Source organism: Streptomyces shenzhenensis (genome assembly GCF_003688995.1).
Lineage (GTDB): Bacteria > Actinomycetota > Actinomycetes > Streptomycetales > Streptomycetaceae > Streptomyces > Streptomyces shenzhenensis_A.
On record NZ_PENI01000002.1, the window covers coordinates 413079 to 429662 of the forward strand.

The 16584-nt window shown below is 71.9% G+C and carries 13 protein-coding genes; 7 read left to right on the plus strand and 6 right to left on the minus strand.

All coding sequences use genetic code 11. The annotated features are described in order from the left end of the window. Nucleotides 1-270: 270 nt before the first annotated feature. Entirely contained in the window at nucleotides 271-3408 is a 3138-nt protein-coding gene (ileS, locus tag CTZ28_RS04760) for an isoleucine--tRNA ligase (protein ID WP_121887942.1), read from the minus strand. A gap of 605 nt (nucleotides 3409-4013) precedes the next feature. Between ileS and CTZ28_RS04770 the strand changes: the two genes are divergently transcribed. The 6 genes from CTZ28_RS04770 (at nucleotide 4014) to CTZ28_RS04795 (ending at nucleotide 9828) form a co-directional block, all read left to right on the plus strand. After that, entirely contained in the window at nucleotides 4014-5135 is a 1122-nt protein-coding gene (locus CTZ28_RS04770; protein WP_121887943.1) for a TraR/DksA family transcriptional regulator, read from the plus strand. Between the two features lie 67 nt (nucleotides 5136-5202). Continuing rightward, a complete protein-coding gene (lspA, locus tag CTZ28_RS04775; RefSeq protein ID WP_121887944.1) occupies nucleotides 5203-5793 on the plus strand; it encodes a signal peptidase II in 591 nt (196 codons plus the stop codon). A gap of 79 nt (nucleotides 5794-5872) precedes the next feature. Then, entirely contained in the window at nucleotides 5873-6817 is a 945-nt protein-coding gene (locus tag CTZ28_RS04780; RefSeq protein WP_121887945.1) for an RluA family pseudouridine synthase, read from the plus strand. After that, the gene (locus CTZ28_RS04785; protein ID WP_121887946.1) at nucleotides 6814-7281 is read left to right on the plus strand and encodes a GNAT family N-acetyltransferase; all 468 of its coding nucleotides are present in this window, start codon (nucleotides 6814-6816) and stop codon (nucleotides 7279-7281) included. The genes CTZ28_RS04780 and CTZ28_RS04785 overlap by 4 nt, the downstream gene beginning before the upstream one ends. Before the next feature lie 97 nt (nucleotides 7282-7378). Then, complete coding sequence (locus tag CTZ28_RS04790) at nucleotides 7379-8965, plus strand: Na+/H+ antiporter (RefSeq protein WP_121887947.1); 1587 nt, start codon at nucleotides 7379-7381, stop codon at nucleotides 8963-8965. A 122-nt stretch (nucleotides 8966-9087) separates the two neighbouring features. Further along, on the plus strand, nucleotides 9088-9828 hold the full coding sequence (locus tag CTZ28_RS04795) for an SDR family NAD(P)-dependent oxidoreductase (protein ID WP_121887948.1): 741 nt from the start codon (nucleotides 9088-9090) through the stop codon (nucleotides 9826-9828). A gap of 30 nt (nucleotides 9829-9858) precedes the next feature. Here CTZ28_RS04795 and CTZ28_RS04800 read toward each other — a convergent pair whose 3' ends face one another. Continuing rightward, entirely contained in the window at nucleotides 9859-10965 is a 1107-nt protein-coding gene (locus CTZ28_RS04800) for a mechanosensitive ion channel family protein (protein WP_121887949.1), read from the minus strand. Nucleotides 10966-11067: 102 nt separating this feature from the next. Here CTZ28_RS04800 and CTZ28_RS04805 point away from each other — a divergent pair, with 102 nt between their 5' ends. Beyond that, a complete protein-coding gene (locus CTZ28_RS04805; protein ID WP_121887950.1) occupies nucleotides 11068-11637 on the plus strand; it encodes a dienelactone hydrolase family protein in 570 nt (189 codons plus the stop codon). 7 nt (nucleotides 11638-11644) lie between these two features. On the opposite strand, the gene CTZ28_RS04810 is transcribed toward CTZ28_RS04805, so the two are convergent. From CTZ28_RS04810 to CTZ28_RS04825, 4 genes are all read right to left on the minus strand, one after another. Further along, complete coding sequence (locus tag CTZ28_RS04810) at nucleotides 11645-13315, minus strand: alkaline phosphatase D family protein (RefSeq protein ID WP_121887951.1); 1671 nt, start codon at nucleotides 13313-13315, stop codon at nucleotides 11645-11647. Nucleotides 13316-13406: 91 nt separating this feature from the next. Next, nucleotides 13407-14249, minus strand: a complete 843-nt coding sequence (locus CTZ28_RS04815; protein ID WP_121887952.1) for a thioredoxin domain-containing protein — start codon at nucleotides 14247-14249, stop codon at nucleotides 13407-13409. Nucleotides 14250-14356: 107 nt separating this feature from the next. Further along, the gene (locus tag CTZ28_RS04820) at nucleotides 14357-15115 is read right to left on the minus strand and encodes a hypothetical protein (RefSeq protein ID WP_121887953.1); all 759 of its coding nucleotides are present in this window, start codon (nucleotides 15113-15115) and stop codon (nucleotides 14357-14359) included. A 66-nt stretch (nucleotides 15116-15181) separates the two neighbouring features. Further along, a complete protein-coding gene (locus CTZ28_RS04825; protein ID WP_121887954.1) occupies nucleotides 15182-16534 on the minus strand; it encodes a DUF2252 domain-containing protein in 1353 nt (450 codons plus the stop codon). Nucleotides 16535-16584 lie beyond the last annotated feature (50 nt).

A 16584-nucleotide genomic window follows, 5' to 3' on the forward strand; every position in this document is an offset into this window, starting at 1 on the left:
GTAGTACGCCGTAGGCGTCGGCAGCGTTCACAGGGCGGGGCCCCGGATCCAGATCCGGGGCCCCGCCCTCGTGCTGCGCGTGTGCACGGGATCTGCGCCGGCTGCGCCGAGTTGAGGCGCACGCGACGGATGTGGCTCCTGTGCCCCGTGTGCTCTGCGCGGCATATGTGCCACCTGCCCCTGTGGGGCGCGCTCGTTCGGCGTGTGCGACGCCGAAGGGCCGGGCCACCGGGAACTCCCGGCGGCCCGGCCCTCTCCGGTTCCCCGGCCCTACGCCTTGCGCAGCCGGAAGGTCAGCGACAGACCCTCGTCGGTGAACGGCTTCCCGTAGGAGTCGTCCGCCTCGCCCTGGGCGAAGTCCGTGGCCAGGACCTCGTCGGCGATCAGTGCCGTGTGCTCGCTCAGCGCCGCGATGACCGCCGGGTCCGTGGCGGTCCAGCGCAGTGCGATCCGGTCGGCCACGTCGAGGCCGCTGTTCTTGCGGGACTCCTGGATCAGCCGGATCGCGTCACGGGCGAGGCCCGCCTGGCGCAGCTCCTCCGTGATCTCCAGGTCGAGGGCCACGGTGGCGCCCGAGTCCGAGGCCACCGACCAGCCCTCGCGCGGGGTCTCCGTGATGATCACCTCGTCCGGGGCCAGGGCGACCGTCTCGCCGTCGACCTCCACGGACGCGGTGCCTTCACGCAGGGCCAGGGACAGCGCCGCCGCGTCGGCGTTCGCGATGGCCTTGGCGACGTCCTGGACGCGCTTGCCGAACCGCTTGCCCAGCGCGCGGAAGTTCGCCTTGGCCGTCGTGTCGACGAGGGAGCCGCCCACCTCCGAGAGAGAGGCCAGCGAGCTGACGTTCAGCTCGTCGGTGATCTGCGCGTGCAGCTCGGGGTGGAGGGACTCGAAGCCCGCGACCGCGACCAGGGCACGCGACAGCGGCTGCCGGGTCTTGACGCCCGACTCCGCGCGCGTGGCGCGGCCCAGCTCCACCAGCCGGCGGACCAGGACCATCTGCCGCGACAGCTCCGGGTCGATCGCCGACAGCTCCGCCGCGGGCCAGGACGCCAGGTGCACCGACTCGGGCGCGCCCGGGGTGACCGGCACGATCAGGTCCTGCCAGACGCGCTCCGTGATGAACGGGGTCAGCGGGGCCATCAGCTTCGTCACCGTCTCGACGACCTCGTGCAGGGTGCGCAGCGCGGCCTTGTCGCCCTGCCAGAAGCGGCGGCGCGAGCGGCGGACGTACCAGTTCGAGAGGTCGTCGACGAAGGCGGACAGCAGCTTGCCGGCGCGCTGGGTGTCGTACGCCTCCAGGGACTGGGTCACCTGGTCGGTGAGCGCGTGCAGTTCGGAGAGCAGCCAGCGGTCCAGCAGCGGGCGGTCGGCCGGGGCCGGGTCCGCCGCGGACGGGGCCCACTCCGACGTGCGCGCGTACAGGGCCTGGAAGGCGACCGTGTTCCAGTACGTGAGGAGCGTCTTGCGGACGACCTCCTGGATGGTGCCGTGCCCCACGCGGCGGGCCGCCCACGGCGAGCCGCCGGCCGCCATGAACCAGCGCACCGCGTCCGCGCCGTGCCGGTCCATGAGCGGGATCGGCTGCAGGATGTTGCCCAGGTGCTTGGACATCTTGCGGCCGTCCTCGGCGAGGATGTGGCCCAGGCAGACGACGTTCTCGTACGACGACCTGTCGAAGACCAGCGTGCCGACCGCCATCAGCGTGTAGAACCAGCCGCGGGTCTGGTCGATGGCCTCGGAGATGAACTGCGCCGGGTACCGGCTCTCGAACAGCTCCTTGTTCTTGTACGGGTAGCCCCACTGCGCGAACGGCATCGAGCCCGAGTCGTACCAGGCGTCGATGACCTCCGGCACGCGTGTGGCCGGCTGCGCGCACTCGGGGCAGGCGAAGGTGACCTCGTCGATGAACGGGCGGTGCGGGTCGAGGCCGGACTGGTCGGTGCCGGTCAGCTCGGTGAGTTCGGCGCGGGAGCCCACACAGGTGAGATGGCCGTCCTCGCAGCGCCAGATGGGCAGCGGGGTGCCCCAGTAGCGGTTGCGGGACAGGGCCCAGTCGATGTTGTTGTTCAGCCAGTCCCCGTACCGGCCGTGCTTGACCGTCTCCGGGAACCAGTTGGTCTTCTCGTTCTCCTCCAGGAGCCGGTCCTTGATCGCCGTGGTGCGGATGTACCAGGACGGCTGCGCGTAGTAGAGCAGCGCCGTGTGGCAGCGCCAGCAGTGCGGGTAGCTGTGCTCGTACGGCACGTGCCGGAAGAGCAGGCCGCGCGCGGCGAGGTCCTCGGTGAGCTTCTCGTCGGCCTTCTTGAAGAAGACGCCGCCGACCAGCGGGACGTCCTCCTCGAAGGTGCCGTCCGGGCGGACCGGGTTGACGACCGGCAGGCCGTAGGCGCGGCAGACCTTGAGGTCGTCCTCGCCGAAGGCGGGGGACTGGTGGACCAGGCCCGTGCCGTCCTCGGTCGTGACGTACTCGGCGTTGACCACGTAGTGGGCCGGTTCGGGGAACTCCACCAGCTCGAAGGGGCGTTGATAGGTCCAGCGCTCCATCTCGGCGCCGGTGAAGGTCCGGCCGGTGGTCTCCCAGCCCTCGCCGAGCGCCTTGGCGACCAGCGGCTCGGCGACGACCAGCCGCTCCTTGCCGTCGGTCGCGACGACATAGGTGACCTCGGGGTGCGCGGCGACCGCCGTGTTGGACACCAGGGTCCAGGGGGTGGTCGTCCACACCAGGAGCGCGGCCTCGCCCGCGAGCGGGCCGGAGGTGAGGGGGAAGCGGACGTAGACGGACGGGTCGACGACCGTCTCGTAGCCCTGCGCCAGCTCGTGGTCCGACAGGCCCGTGCCGCACCGCGGGCACCAAGGGGCGACGCGGTGGTCCTGGACCAGCAGGCCCTTGCCGAAGATCTCCTTCAGCGACCACCAGACCGATTCGATGTACTCGGGGTCCATCGTGACGTAGGCGTCGTCGAGGTCGACCCAGTAGCCCATGCGGGTCGTCAGCTCGGAGAAGGCGTCGGTGTGCCGCAGGACGGACTCGCGGCACTTCGCGTTGAACTCGGCGATGCCGTACGCCTCGATGTCCTGCTTGCCGGAGAAGCCCAGCTCCTTCTCGACGGCCAGCTCCACCGGCAGGCCGTGGCAGTCCCAGCCCGCCTTGCGGCCCACGTGGTAGCCGCGCATGGTGCGGAAGCGGGGGAAGACGTCCTTGAAGACGCGGGCCTCGATGTGGTGGGCGCCGGGCATGCCGTTGGCGGTGGGCGGGCCCTCGTAGAACACCCACTCGGGGCGGCCCTCGGACTGCTCCAGGCTCTTGGCGAAGATCTTCTGCTCCCGCCAGAAGTCGAGCACCCCGTGCTCGAGCGCGGGCAGGTCGACCTGGGCGGGCACCTGGCGGTACGTCGGCGCTGTCATCTGCGGGCTTCCTCCAACGGAACGTGCTGCCTTCCGTCGGAGGGACGAGAGCCTTCTGGCCTGTCGACGCCGTGTGCGGCGCGCTCCCGCGGTACCACCCTCCTTGGCCCCCGATGCGTCTTACGCGCCGGTGAGCCCCCTCATTGGGGTCGCGATGCCGGTTCTACCGGCCGTGGTGGGTCTTCCACGGCTTTCTTCCGGCGGCTCCGGGGTGATCTTCACGTCGCGCTCGCCCCCGGGCTCCCACCGTCCCCGGGTCGCTCTGGGCTGCGTACGCCGCTACTCGTCCCCATCCACGCTTTTCGCTCCGCCCAGTGTACGGCGCTCCGGGGACAGCGGCCGACCGGATTTCCGGCACCGGTGGCGAGGGAGACCGCCAGATGGTGAGATGACCCGAATGGAGAGGTACGGGTGTTCGTATCCTGGGATGCCCGGCTCGGCGGATTACCCGGCGGGTAGCTGGGCACAACGCATGAAGGCTTGCCGCGCTGGGGTCGCGGGGCGGGTGGATCGGGCGGCGTGCCCCGTTGCCGCGGGACGCAAGTCGATTTATCGTCCCAGCACGATTCGCGCGCAAGATCACAATATGTGAAGGGGCCGCGGCCATGGTGGCGAAGAAGACCGCCGTACAGCAGTCGGCATCGGGCAGGTCCCGGGCCGCCGCCGTGGGTGCCTCCGGCGGCTCGGTCAAGGACGCGGGAGGCAAGAAGACCACGCAGGGGCGGGCCGCGAAGAAGGCGCCCGCGGCGAAGCGGGCGCCCTCGAAGAACGCGGCCGAGGTGGCGGTGGGGAAGGTCCCGGCCAAGGAGATCGCCGGGACGGCGCCTCCCCGGAAGGCCGCCGCGCGGAAGAAGGCGGCCGAGAAGGCGGTCGGCAAGGAGACCACCCGGAAGGCCGCCGCGGAGACCGCCCCGAAGGAGGCGGTCGCCGCGGAGCCGGCGCCGAAGAGGGCGGCCGTGAAGGCGCCGGCCGCGAAGAAGAAGCCGGCCGAGGAGCCGGCCGCGAAGAAGACGGCACAGAAGAAGGCGGTTCGGAAGAAGGCCGCCCAGAAGAAGACGGCCACCAAGAAGGCGGTCGCAGGCAGCACGGCGGCCGAGAAGACGGCGGCCAAGGGGGCGGCGGCCGCCGAGCGGACGGTGGCGCGGGAGGGCGGCTCCCCGAAGGACGCCGCCAAGGGCGCGGGCAAGCAGAGCACGGCCAAGAAAGCGGGCGCGGCGCAGGCCGCGAAGCAGACGGGAGCCATGACGGTGGTTGCGAAGAAGACTCCTGGCACGGCCACGGCGGCCACGACCGCCGTCCCCAAGGCGCGGGTCGCCGCGGCGGCGGGACCCGGCGAGCTCGCGGTCCGCCCGGGCGAGGCCCCCTGGACGCCGGAGGAGGTCGAGGAGGCCCGCGCGGAGCTGCTGTCCGAGGTGGAGCGGCTGCGCACCGAGATCAGCTCCTCCGAGGCCTCGCTGGTGGGCCTGATGCGCGACTCCGGGGACGGCGCCGGCGACGACCAGGCGGACACCGGCACCAAGAACATCACGCGCGAGCACGAGATGGCGCTGGCCGCCAACGCGCGCGAGATGCTCGTCCAGGCCGAGCGCGCCCTGCAGCAGCTCGACACGGGCACGTACGGCCTCTGCGAGAACTGCGGCAATCCCATCGGGAAGGCCCGGATGCAGGCCTTCCCGAGGGCCACCCTGTGCGTCGAGTGCAAGCAGAAGCAGGAACGCCGCTACTGAGCGCGTGGGTCGTCCCGGGCGTGCCGTAGTCTCGTCCCCAGCCAGGTACCTAGGTTGAGGGACTCACGTGACAGAGGCGGAGCGCATCATCGGTACGCCGGACACCCCGGACGACAGCGACGAGCGGACGGCCGGAGCGGACCAACAGGACATCCCGGCCGAGCGGCCCCGGGGCAGGCGCCGGATCGCCGTGCTCTTCGGGGTGGCCGTCTTCGCGTACGCCCTCGACCTGATCAGCAAGATGATCGTGGTCGCGAAGCTGGAGCACCATGCGCCGATCGAGGTCGTCGGCGACTGGCTGGAGTTCAACGCCATCCGCAACCCCGGCGCCGCCTTCGGGGTCGGACAGGCCTTCACGATCATCTTCACCGTGATCGCGGCGGCCGTGATCGTGGTGATCATCCGCCTCGCCCGCAAGCTCTACAGCCTGCCCTGGGCGGTCGCGCTCGGCCTGCTGCTCGGCGGTGCGCTCGGCAACCTGACCGACCGGATCTTCCGCTCGCCGGGCGTCTTCGAGGGCGAGGTCGTCGACTTCATCGCCCCCAAGGGCTTCGCGGTGTTCAATCTGGCCGACTCGGCGATCGTCTGCGGCGGCATCCTGATCGTGCTGCTGTCGTTCCGCGGCCTCGATCCGGACGGCACCGTCCACCGGGACTGACCGCGGCGGCCCCGGATCCGGGCCGGGGGCCGCGGCACTCTCGTACGAGGCTGTCGGCCCCGTCCGGCATACTCGACGGGTGAGCACGATTCCCGAGATCCGTACCCTGCCCGTGCCCGACGGCCTGGAGGGTGAGCGTGTCGATGCCGCCATCTCCCGGATGTTCGGCTTCTCCCGGACGAAGGCGGCGGAGCTGGCCGCGGCGGGCAAGGTACAGGTCGACGGCGCGGTGGTCGGCAAGTCGGAGCGGGTGCGCGGCGGGGCCTGGCTCGAGGTCGAGATGCCGCAGGCGCCCGCCCCGGTGCAGGTGGTCGCCGAGCCGGTCGAGGGCATGGAGATCGTGCACGACGACGACGACATCGTGGTGATCGTCAAGCCGGTCGGCGTCGCGGCCCACCCGTCGCCGGGCTGGAGCGGGCCGACGGTCATCGGCGGACTCGCCGCGGCCGGCTACCGGATCTCCACCTCCGGCGCGGCCGAGCGCCAGGGCATCGTGCACCGCCTCGACGTCGGCACGTCGGGCCTGATGGTGGTCGCCAAGTCCGAGTACGCGTACACGTCGCTCAAGCGCCAGTTCAAGGAGCGCACGGTCGACAAGCGCTACCACACCCTGGTCCAGGGCCACCCGGACCCGACCAGCGGCACCATCGACGCCCCCATCGGCCGCCACCCCCACCACGACTACAAGTGGGCGGTCACCGCCGACGGCAAGCCGTCCGTCACGCACTACGACCTCATCGAGGCGTTCCGCGCCGCCTCCCTGCTCGACGTGAAGCTGGAGACCGGCCGCACCCACCAGATCCGGGTCCACATGGCAGCCCACCGCCACCCCTGCGTCGGCGACCTCACCTACGGCGCCGACCCCACGCTCGCCAAGCGGCTGCGCCTCGGCCGCCAGTGGCTGCACGCCGTGCGCCTGGGCTTCGAACACCCCGGGGACGGCACGTGGGCCGAGTTCGCCAGCGACTACCCGGAGGATCTGCAGCAGGCGCTGGACCGGGTCCGCGAGGAGACCTACGCGTGAGCGCGCCGTACACGGTGCGCGTCGCCGAGAATCCGGCCGACCGCGAGGCCTGCTTCGCGGTGCGCAAGGAGGTCTTCGTCGTCGAGCAGGGCGTCCCGCAGGACATCGAGTACGACGCGTACGACGCCGTCGCCGTGCAGGTGCTGGCGGTGGGCGAGGACGGGGTGCCACTCGGCACCGGCCGGCTGCTGTACGGCGCGAGGGCCGCCGAGAAGACCGGCGGCGACCCGTCGCTCGGCTCGCTGGGGCGGCTCGCGGTCCGCCGGGAGGCGCGCGGGCTCGGCGTCGGCGTGGCGCTGGTGCGGGCCATCGAGGAGGCGGCACGCGCGCGTGGCCTGACGGCGGTCGACCTGCACGCCCAGACGCACGCCCTGGGCTTCTACGAGCGGCTGGGCTACACGCCGTACGGGCCGGAGTACCCGGAGGCGGGGATCCCGCACCGGGCGATGCGGCGCGCCCTGTAGCCGCTGAGCCCGGCGGGCGGGGGCAAAGGCGGGGGCAAAGGGGGACATGGCAGGCTTGAGCACTGTTGTGTGATCGTCGACTCCCGGAGCGCTGACAGTGGATCAGTTGGCCCTGCTGTTCGTGTTGCTGCTCGGGGCCCTGGTCAGCGTCCCGCTGGGAGACCGGCTCGGGCTGCCCGCCCCGATCCTGGTGACCCTGTTCGGCATCGTCCTCGCGGTGCTCGACTTCGTGCCCAACGTGAACATCCCGCCCGAGCTGATCCTGCCCGCACTGCTGCCGCCACTGCTGTACGCGGCGGTGCGGCGCACGTCCTGGCGGCAGTTCGCGGCCAACAAACGGCCGATCTTCCTGCTGGCCGTGGCCCTGGTGTTCGTCACGACCGTCTGCGTGGCCGTCGTGGCCAACGCGATCGTGCCCGGTCTGCCGATCGCCGCCGCCGTGGCGCTGGGCGCGCTGGTCGCCCCGCCCGACCCGGTCGCCGCCACCGCTGTCGCCGGGCAGCTCGGACTGCCGCGCCGGCTGGTGTCGATCCTCGAGGGCGAGGGGCTGTTCAACGACGTCACCGCGATCGTGCTGTACCACGTGGCGATCGCCGCCGTCGTCAGCGGCACCTTCTCGCCCTGGCGGGCCGGGATCGACCTGGTGCTGTCCGCCGTGGTCGCCGTCGCCGTGGGACTCGTCCTGGGCTGGGGCGCGAACAAGCTGATGGACGTGCTCGGGGACGCGACCCTGCAGATCGGGCTGACCCTGCTGGTGCCGTACGTGTCGTACGTGCTGGCCGAGGAGCTGCACGGCTCCGGCGTGCTGGCCGTGCTCACCACCGCGCTGTTCATCTCCGAGTACGCCACCGACGCCGACGACGTGATGACCCGGCTCGCCGGGCACACCTTCTGGGACATCGTCGACACGCTCGTCACCGGGGTCGCGTTCGGACTGATCGGGCTCGAACTGCACAACGCGATCCGGACGGCCTCCGGCCACTGGGCCGAGATGCTCGGCTGGGCCGCCGCCGTGGCGGGTGTCGTGGTGCTCGTACGGCTGCTGTGGCTGCTGCCCGCCACCTGGCTCACCAAACGGCTGCACGCGAAACGGGACTTCGACGAGGACATCCCGATGAGCCTGCGCGAGACCGTCGTCATGTGGTGGTCGGGGATGCGCGGGGTGGCCTCGGTGGCCCTGGCGCTGGCCATTCCGCTGACGACCGAGGACGGGTCGCCCTTCCCCGACCGGGACGAGATCGTGTTCATCGCGTTCGGGGTGATCATGGCGACGCTGGTGCTCCAGGGGCTGACCCTGCCGTGGCTGGTGAAGCGGCTCGGGGTGCGGGCGGACACCGAGCGGGAGAAGGAGTTCGAGAAGCAGCTGGCGGTGCGGGCGGCACGGGCGGCGAAGCGGCGGCTGCGGGAGATCGAGGAGGTCGAGGAGCTGCCGGAGGAGCTGTCCGAGCAGATGCTGCGGCGGGCCTTCGACATCGGGGTGCGGATCAGCCCCGACATCGGCGAGGGCGAGCGCCGGGAGGCGCACGAGCAGCGGGTGCGGCGGGTGAAGCGGCTGCGGCGGATCCAGCAGGAGCTGCTCAGCGCGGCGCGGCACGAGGTGCTGGCGGCGCGGAGCGAGCCGGGGGCGGATCCGGAGATCGTGGACCGGGTGCTGCGGCATCTGGACGTGCGCAGCCTGCGCTGAGCGGCCGACGGGATCCGTTTGGCCGGCCGGATCCGCTTGGCCGGCCGAGGGCGGTCATATGAGCACACGGGGGGTGTGGACAACCGGAGGCCCGGGCGGCGCCCCGCTCGTACTCTCGGATCATGGCTCGCAACATTGTGATCAGTGGTGGTGGGACGGGGATCGGGCGTGCGGCGGCCCGGGTCTTCGCGGCGGACGGTGACCGGGTGCTGCTGCTCGGGCGGCGCGGCGGGGTGCTGGAGGAGGCGGGAGTGCCGGGGGCGCTGACGTACGCCGTCGACCTCGGCGACCCGGCGGGCGTGCGCGGCGTGGCGCGGTTCGTCGCTGAGGAGCTCGGCACCGTGGACGTGCTCGTGCACAGCGCCGGCGGCAACGGGGGCCGGGAACCCGAGGGGCCCGCCGAGGACCCCCTCGACGCCGTCGCGCACACCTGGTCGGTCAACTTCCGGATCAACACCCTGACCGCCGTGCTCCTCACGGAGGCGCTCAAGGAGCGGCTGGCCGAGCCCGGCGGGCGGGTGCTGTTCCTCAGCTCCATCGCCGCCTACCGCGGCTCGGGAACCGGGGCGTACGCGGCGGCCAAGGCGGCCCTGCATCCGTACGCCCACGATCTGGCCCGGCAGTTGGGCCCGCGCGGCATCACCGTGAACGTGGTGGCGCCCGGCTATGTGGAGGACACCGAGTTCTTCGGGGGCGCGATCGAGGAGGCGAGACGGGAGCGGCTGATCGCCGAGACGTCCACCGGCCGGGCCGGCACCCCGGGGGACGTCGCGACCACCCTGCACTGGCTGGCCTCGCCGGGCGCGGGGCACATCACGTCACAGATCATCCAGGTCAACGGAGGTGCAGAGCGCGGTCACTGACCGATCCGGCGCGGCCGGTGGCCGACGGGCTCAGCCGCGGCCCGTCCTCGGCGGCTCGTGCGCCCGCCGCGTGGCCGGACCGTCCTGGGCGGGGATGCCGCCCGGCGGTGGCACGGCGTCCGCCGTGTTGACCCGGGGCAGCGCGTACGGGTGCTCCGCGCACAGCCAGCGGATCATCTGCTCGCGCACCGTGACCCGGACCGTCCACACGTCGTCCGAGTCCTTGGCGGTCACCAGGGCACGGACCTGGATGGTGTTCGGCGTCGCGTCGGTGACGGTGAGGTTGGCCGAACGGCCGTCCCAGGCCGGGCACTCGCGCACGATGTCGCGCAGCTTCTCCCGCATCGCCTCCAGCGGCGCCGAGTGGTCCACGTGCCAGTAGACGACGCCGGTCAGCTGCGGGGTGCCGCGCGACCAGTTCTCGAACGGTTTGGAGGTGAAGTACGACACCGGCATGGTGATCCGGCGCTCATCCCAGGTCCGTACGGTCAGGAAGGTCAGCGTGATCTCCTCGACGGTGCCCCACTCACCGTCCACGACCACCACGTCGCCGAGCCGCACCATGTCGCCGAACGCGATCTGCAGCCCCGCGAACAGATTGGCCAGCGTGGACTGGGCGGCGACACCGGCGACGATGCCGAGGATGCCTGCCGAGGCCAGCAGCGAGGCGCCGGCCGCGCGCATCGCCGGGAACGTCAGCAGCATCGCCGCCACGGCCACCACGCCGACCACGGCGGCCACCACGCGCATGATCAGCGACACCTGGGTACGGACCCGGCGGACCCGGGCCGGATCGCGGTGCACACGGGCGTAGCGGGAGTAGGAGGTCTCGACGATCGCCGCCGCGATCCGCACCACCAGCCAGGCCGCGGAGCCGATCAGCACCAGGGTCAGCGTCCGGCCGACGGCGACCCGGTGGTCCGGCAGCAGGCGGGCCTGCTCGTAGGAGCCTCTGAGCAGGGCCGCGGCCAGCACCAGCTGGTACGGGATCCGGCCGCGTCGCAGCAGCTCCCACAGCGGGGTCTCGTTGTGCCGCGCGTCGGCCTTGCGCAGCAGCAGGTCCGTGGCCCAGCCGATGAGCAGGGTCAGAACGACACAGCCACCGACCACGATCAGGGGGCGGAGCACGATTTCCATGCCTGAGAACGTAACCGGCTCCGGCGGCCGTGACCATGCCGATCGGTGACGGCCGCGATCCGGCCGTGCGGCGTTGCCGTGTCCGGCTGGCACGATGGCGGCATGAACATCATGCTCTTTCACTCGACCTACGGCCGCCGACCGGCGGTGCGCGCCGCGGCCGACCGGTTGCGGGCCGCCGGGCACGAGGTGTGGACGCCGGACCTCTTCGCGGGGCGCACGTTCGAGACGGTCGAGGAGGGCATGGCCTGCAAGGACGAGATCGGCAAGGACGAACTGCTGAAGCGGGCCGTGCTGGCGGCGGCGCCCTACTCGGAGCGCGGGCTGGTGTACGCCGGGTTCTCGCTCGGCGCCTCCATCGCGCAGACCCTGGCCCTCGGCGACGAGAAGGCGCGTGGCCTGCTGCTCCTGCACGGGACCTCGGACATCGCGCCGGGCGTCTCGGTGGACGGGCTGCCGGTCCAGCTGCATGTGGCCGAGCCGGACCCGTTCGAGACGGACGACTGGCTGAGCGCCTGGTATCTGCAGCTGGGCCGGGCGGGGGCGGACGTCGAGGTCTACCGGTACGCCGGGGCCGGCCATCTGTACACCGACCCCGGACTGCCGGACTACGACGAGGAGGCGGCCGAGGCCACCTGGCGGGTGGCGCTCGGCTTCCTCGGCGCTCTGTAGTCCGCGGCTACACCGGGTCGTAGGTGCGCTCGACCTTCTGTGTGCCGCTGCGCGTGCGGTACGAACGCACCCAGGAGGAGCTCGCGTTCGCGGCGGTGCGGTCGGACAGGGCGTAGTAGTCCAGCTGTGCGCGGTCCGCGGTGAGGTCCAGCACGCCGTAGCCGTGGCGGTCGGTGTCGACCCAGTGGACGTGCCGGTTGGCCGCGCGGATGACCGGCGCGGCGATCGCCGAGACGGTGCCCTCGGGGACCTTCACGATGTCGTCGAGGTTGTCGGAGGTGACCGAGGTGACCACGAACTCGGTGGCGGCCGACGGCGACAGCGGATAGGTCCCGGCGTCCACGGGCACGTCGTTGGCCCAGGCCATGTGGATGTCGCCGGTGAGGAAGACCGTGTTGCGGATCGCGTTCGAGCGCAGATGGGCGAGGAGTTCGCGGCGGTCGTCGGTGTAGCCGTCCCACTGGTCGGTGTTGAGGGCGAGCCCCTCCTGGGGCAGCCCGAGCAGCTTGGCCAGCGGCTTGAGCAGGTCGGCGGCGAGGGAGCCGACGACGAACGGCGAGATCATCACCGAGTTGCCGACCAGCCGCCAGGTGGTGTCGGACGCCGTCAACCCGGCCTTCAGCCAGTCGAGTTGGGCGCGGCCCGTGATCGTACGGTCCGGGTCGTCCACCGAACCGCTGCCCGTGGACACCTGCTGCGAGCGGAAGGAGCGCAGATCGAGCAGGGACAGGTCGGCGAGCTTGCCGAAGCGCAGCCGGCGGTAGGTGGTGCCCGCGATGGCCGGGCGCACCGGCATCCACTCGAAGTAGGCCTGCCTGGCGGCCGCCTGGCGGGCGCTCCAGGTGCCCTCGGCGCCCTCGGTGTGGTTCTCGGCGCCGCCGGACCAGGTGTCGTTGGCGAACTCGTGGTCGTCCCAGATCGCGATGACCGGTGCCTGCTGGTGCAGGGCCCGCAGATCGGGGTCGGTCTTGTACGTGCCGTGCCGGGCGCGGTAGTCGGCGAGCGTGAGGATCTCGTGTGTGGGCGTGTGCGGGCGGACGACCCTGCCCCGGGTCCCGTAGTCGCCGGACCCGTACTCGTAGATGTAGTCGCCGAGGTGCAGCCAGGCGTCCAGGTCACCGCGCGCCGCGAGGTGGCGGTACGCGGCGAAGTAGCCGGCCTCCCAGTTGGCGCAGGAGACCACGCCGAAGCGCAGGCCCGTGACGGACGCGTCCGCCGCAGGCGCGGTGCGGGTGCGCGCCACCGGGGAGTCGGTGCCGCCGGCCGAGAAGCGGAACCAGTAGTCGGTGGCGGGCCGGAGGCCGCGGATGTCGGCCTTGACGGTGTGGTCGGCGGCGGCCGTCGCGGTCGTGGAGCCCCGGGTGACGACGTCCGTCAACGCCTTGTCACGGGCGACGACCCAGCTGACCTCGGTGTCCGGGCCGATGCCGGAGCCGGGGACGGCATCGGCGGCCGGGGTCACCCGGGTCCACAGCAGGACGCCGTCGGGCAGCGGGTCGCCGGAGGCGACGCCGTGCAGGAAGGCGGGGGCCTGGGTGGCGGCCCGGGCGGGCAGCGCGGCGGCGAGCGGGGCGGCGGCCAGGGCCGCGCCGGCGGTGGCCGCAGCGGCCTTGACGACCGTACGGCGGCGTGGCGAGGGGGAGTTGGTGCCCTCGGATGCTCTGTGTCGAGTGGTCACGACCGCTCAGGTTACTGAGCGGTACGGACAAGAGCGGGCGAACGGGGGAAGTTCGCCCGCTCTTCATCCGGGGGCCAGATCCCGCAGGGCGTCAGCCCTTGAGGGCGGCGTCCACCACCCGGTTGAAGTCGTCGACCGTCATGGGCGGGTTGCCCTGGCTGTCGGCGGTGAGCATCTTGCCGTCCATGACGAAGCTCGGGGTGCCCGTCACGCCGTCCTTGTTGGTGTCGAAGGTCTTCGACATGGCCAGCGCCCAGGCGTCGTAGGTGCCGTTCTTCACCGCGTCCTGGAACTTGGTGTTGCCCTTCAGGGCGGAGACGGTGTCGGCGACCTCGATGAGGTAGTCGTCGCTCTTGAACTTGTCGTTCGTCTCCTCCGGGTGCCACTTCGCCGAGTACAGCGCGGCCTTGTAGTCCAGGAACGCCTCCGGGCTCACGTTCAGCGCGGCGCCCATGGCGCTCATCGCGTTCTTGGAGCCCTCGCCGTTGCTGCCGACCTTGCCCTTGCCCAGCGAGTCGCCGTCGAGGAAGGTGCCGCCGATGAACTGGACCTTGAACTTGCCGTCGTCGACGTCCTTCTTCAGGGTCGGGCCGACGGTCTGCTCGAACTGGGCGCAGACCGGGCAGCGTGGGTCCTCGAAGACCTTGAGGGTCTTCTCCGCGCTGCTCTTGCCGATCACGACGGTGGTGCCGTCGGTGCCGGTGGTGTTGGCCGGGGCGACGACCTTGTCGTCCTTCTGGGCCTCCCAGTGGCTGGGCTTGTTGGCCTGGACGACGGCGTAACCTATGCCGCCCGCGGCGGCGAGGACGGCCACCACCGAGCAGGCCACGACGAGCTGCCGCCTGACCTTGGCGCGCTTGGCCTGCCGCTCGCGCTCCTCGCGCAGCCGTTCCCGGGCCGCCGTCTTCGCCGACTGGCTGTTCCGCTTGCTCATATTGGTGATCTCCATGTGGGACGCGCACAGGTCGTGCGCGGGATACGTGTGGGGGACTTCTGGTGCTCAGCTGTGCCCGGCCCGTCGTGACGGGCCGGCGGCCTCGCTCAGGCGAAGGCCGGAGCGGCCGGAGCGGCCGGAGTGGCCGAAGAGACCGGTGAAACCGGTGCGGCCGACGGGGCCGGGGAGCATGAGCACGGCGGTCCACGCCGTCCCAGGGAGTGCACGAGGAGCCGGTCGCGGGCGGCGGTCGTCCGCGGCGCGGGGCGCGGCAGCCGGCGCGCCGGGGTGCGCCGCACCACCACCGCCACCGCGGCCACCGCCAGCAGCAGCGGCCGGAACGTGGTGGCGGCGACCGCGCGCAGCAGCTGGGCCAGCGCCCGCTCGCCGCGGCGCAGCCAGCAGGCCGCCAGGAGCCCGACGCAGACGTGCGCGGCGAGCAGCAGCCAGGCGGCGACCGGATCGGCGTGCGCGAGGAGCGCGGCGGCGCGGCCGGGGCCGCCGGTCACCTGGGCCAGCGGGGCGCCCACGGTGCCGCCCTGGCACAGCACGTCGAGCCCGACCGCGCGCAGCGGGCCGGCGACCGGGCCGCCTGCCCGGCCGTAACAGGCGTGCTGGCCGGTGGTGAACACCGTGTCGGCGGCCAGCTCCAGCGGAATCAGCAGGGCCGCGATGTGGCCAAAACCGCGCTCGCGGCCCGCCAGCGCGTACGCGGTGACGAAGACGCCCGCGGCGACCGCGGCCACGGTCGGCAGCGGCAGCGGGACCTGGGACAGCAGCACGTGCGACGCGGTGCTGAGGGTCACGACGAAAGCCGTGAACAGCGCCGCGCGCACGGCTCTGAGCTGGGTCCCGGATATGTCCATAGCGGTGGAGAGTCTGTCACGTACTCATGTAAGAGACCCCTAAAGGGTGCCTGTGAATCCCGCTGATCACAGCCCCGGGATCCGGCCGTTGCGGAACAGGTCGACAAAGATCCGGTGGTCGGCACGCGCGCGTGCGCCGTAGCTGTGGGCGAAGTCGGTCAGCAGGGCGGGGAATCCGTCCTCGTCGGCCGCGATCGCCGCGTCGATGGCCCGCTCCGTGGAGAACGGCACCAGGGACTCGCCGGAGGTGTCGTCCGCCGCGGCGTGCATCGTCGCGGTGGCCCGGCCCAGGTCGGCGACGACGGCGGCGATCTCCTCCAGATCGTCGATGTCGCCCCAGTCCAGGTCCACGGCGTACGGCGAGACCTCGGCGACCAGCTGGCCCGCGCCGTCCAGCTCGGTCCAGCCCAGCCACGGGTCGGCGTGCGCCTGCAGCGCGCGCTGGGAGATCACCGTGCGGTGGCCCTCGTGCTGGAAGTAGTCGCGGATCGCCGGGTCGGTGACATGCCGGGAGACGGCCGGGGTCTGGGCCTGCTTGATGTAGATCACGACGTCGTTCTCCAGGGCGTCGCTGTTGCCCTCCAGGAGGATGTTGTACGACGGCAGCCCGGCCGAGCCGATCCCGATGCCGCGCCGCCCCACGACGTCCTTCACGCGGTACGAGTCCGGGCGCTCCAGCGACGAATCCGGCAGCGTCTCCAGGTAGCCGTCGAAGGCGGCGAGCACCTTGTAGCGGGTGGCCGCGTCCAGCTCGATGGAGCCGCCGCCGGGCGCGAAGCGGCGCTCGAAGTCGCGGATCTCGGTCATGGAGTCCAGCAGTCCGAAACGGGTCAGCGAGCGCGCGTCACGCAGCGCGTCGAGCAGCGGACCCCGCGCGGTGTCCAGCGTGAAGGGCGGCACCTCGTCGCGCTTGGCGCCGGTGGCCAGGGCGTGGATGCGCTCGCGGTAGGCGGACGCGTAGACGGCGACCAGGTCGGTGATCTGCTCGTCGCTCAGCGCCTTCGCGTACCCGACGAGGGCGATGGAGGCGGCGAAGCGCTTCAGGTCCCAGGTGAACGGGCCGACGTACGCCTCGTCGAAGTCGTTGACGTTGAAGACCAGGCGGCCGTTGGAGTCCATGTACGTGCCGAAGTTCTCCGCGTGCAGGTCGCCGTGGATCCACACGCACGAGGTGCGCTCGTCCAGGTACGGGCCGTTCAGTATCCGCCCGGCGCCCCGCCCGGCGCCTCGCTCGGCGTCGAGGTCGTGGTAGAAGAGGCACGCCGTGCCCCGGTAGAACGCGAACGCCGAGGACGCCATCTTGCGGAACTTCACGCGGAACGCGGCTGGGTCGGCGGCCAGCAGCTCGCCGAAGGCGGTGTCGAAGACGGCGAGGATCTCCTCGCCGCGCTGCTCGTCGTTGAGCTGGGGGACCGACATCGCTGGGTGCCTCCTGGTGCGGATGGTGCGTGACATGGGGGGTGGATCTT

Excerpts from the sequence above, each read along its gene's own strand:
- CTZ28_RS04805 (WP_121887950.1), top strand. The coding sequence starts at position 11,068 with ATGAACATCATGCTCTTTCACTCGACCTACGGCCGCCGACCGGCGGTG.
- CTZ28_RS04770 (WP_121887943.1), top strand. The coding sequence starts at position 4,014 with ATGGTGGCGAAGAAGACCGCCGTACAGCAGTCGGCATCGGGCAGGTCC.
- CTZ28_RS04820 (WP_121887953.1), bottom strand. The coding sequence starts at position 15,115 with ATGGACATATCCGGGACCCAGCTCAGAGCCGTGCGCGCGGCGCTGTTC.
- CTZ28_RS04815 (WP_121887952.1), bottom strand. The coding sequence starts at position 14,249 with ATGAGCAAGCGGAACAGCCAGTCGGCGAAGACGGCGGCCCGGGAACGG.
- CTZ28_RS04795 (WP_121887948.1), top strand. The coding sequence starts at position 9,088 with ATGGCTCGCAACATTGTGATCAGTGGTGGTGGGACGGGGATCGGGCGT.
- CTZ28_RS04825 (WP_121887954.1), bottom strand. The coding sequence starts at position 16,534 with ATGTCGGTCCCCCAGCTCAACGACGAGCAGCGCGGCGAGGAGATCCTC.
- ileS (WP_121887942.1), bottom strand. The coding sequence starts at position 3,408 with ATGACAGCGCCGACGTACCGCCAGGTGCCCGCCCAGGTCGACCTGCCC.
- CTZ28_RS04800 (WP_121887949.1), bottom strand. The coding sequence starts at position 10,965 with ATGGAAATCGTGCTCCGCCCCCTGATCGTGGTCGGTGGCTGTGTCGTT.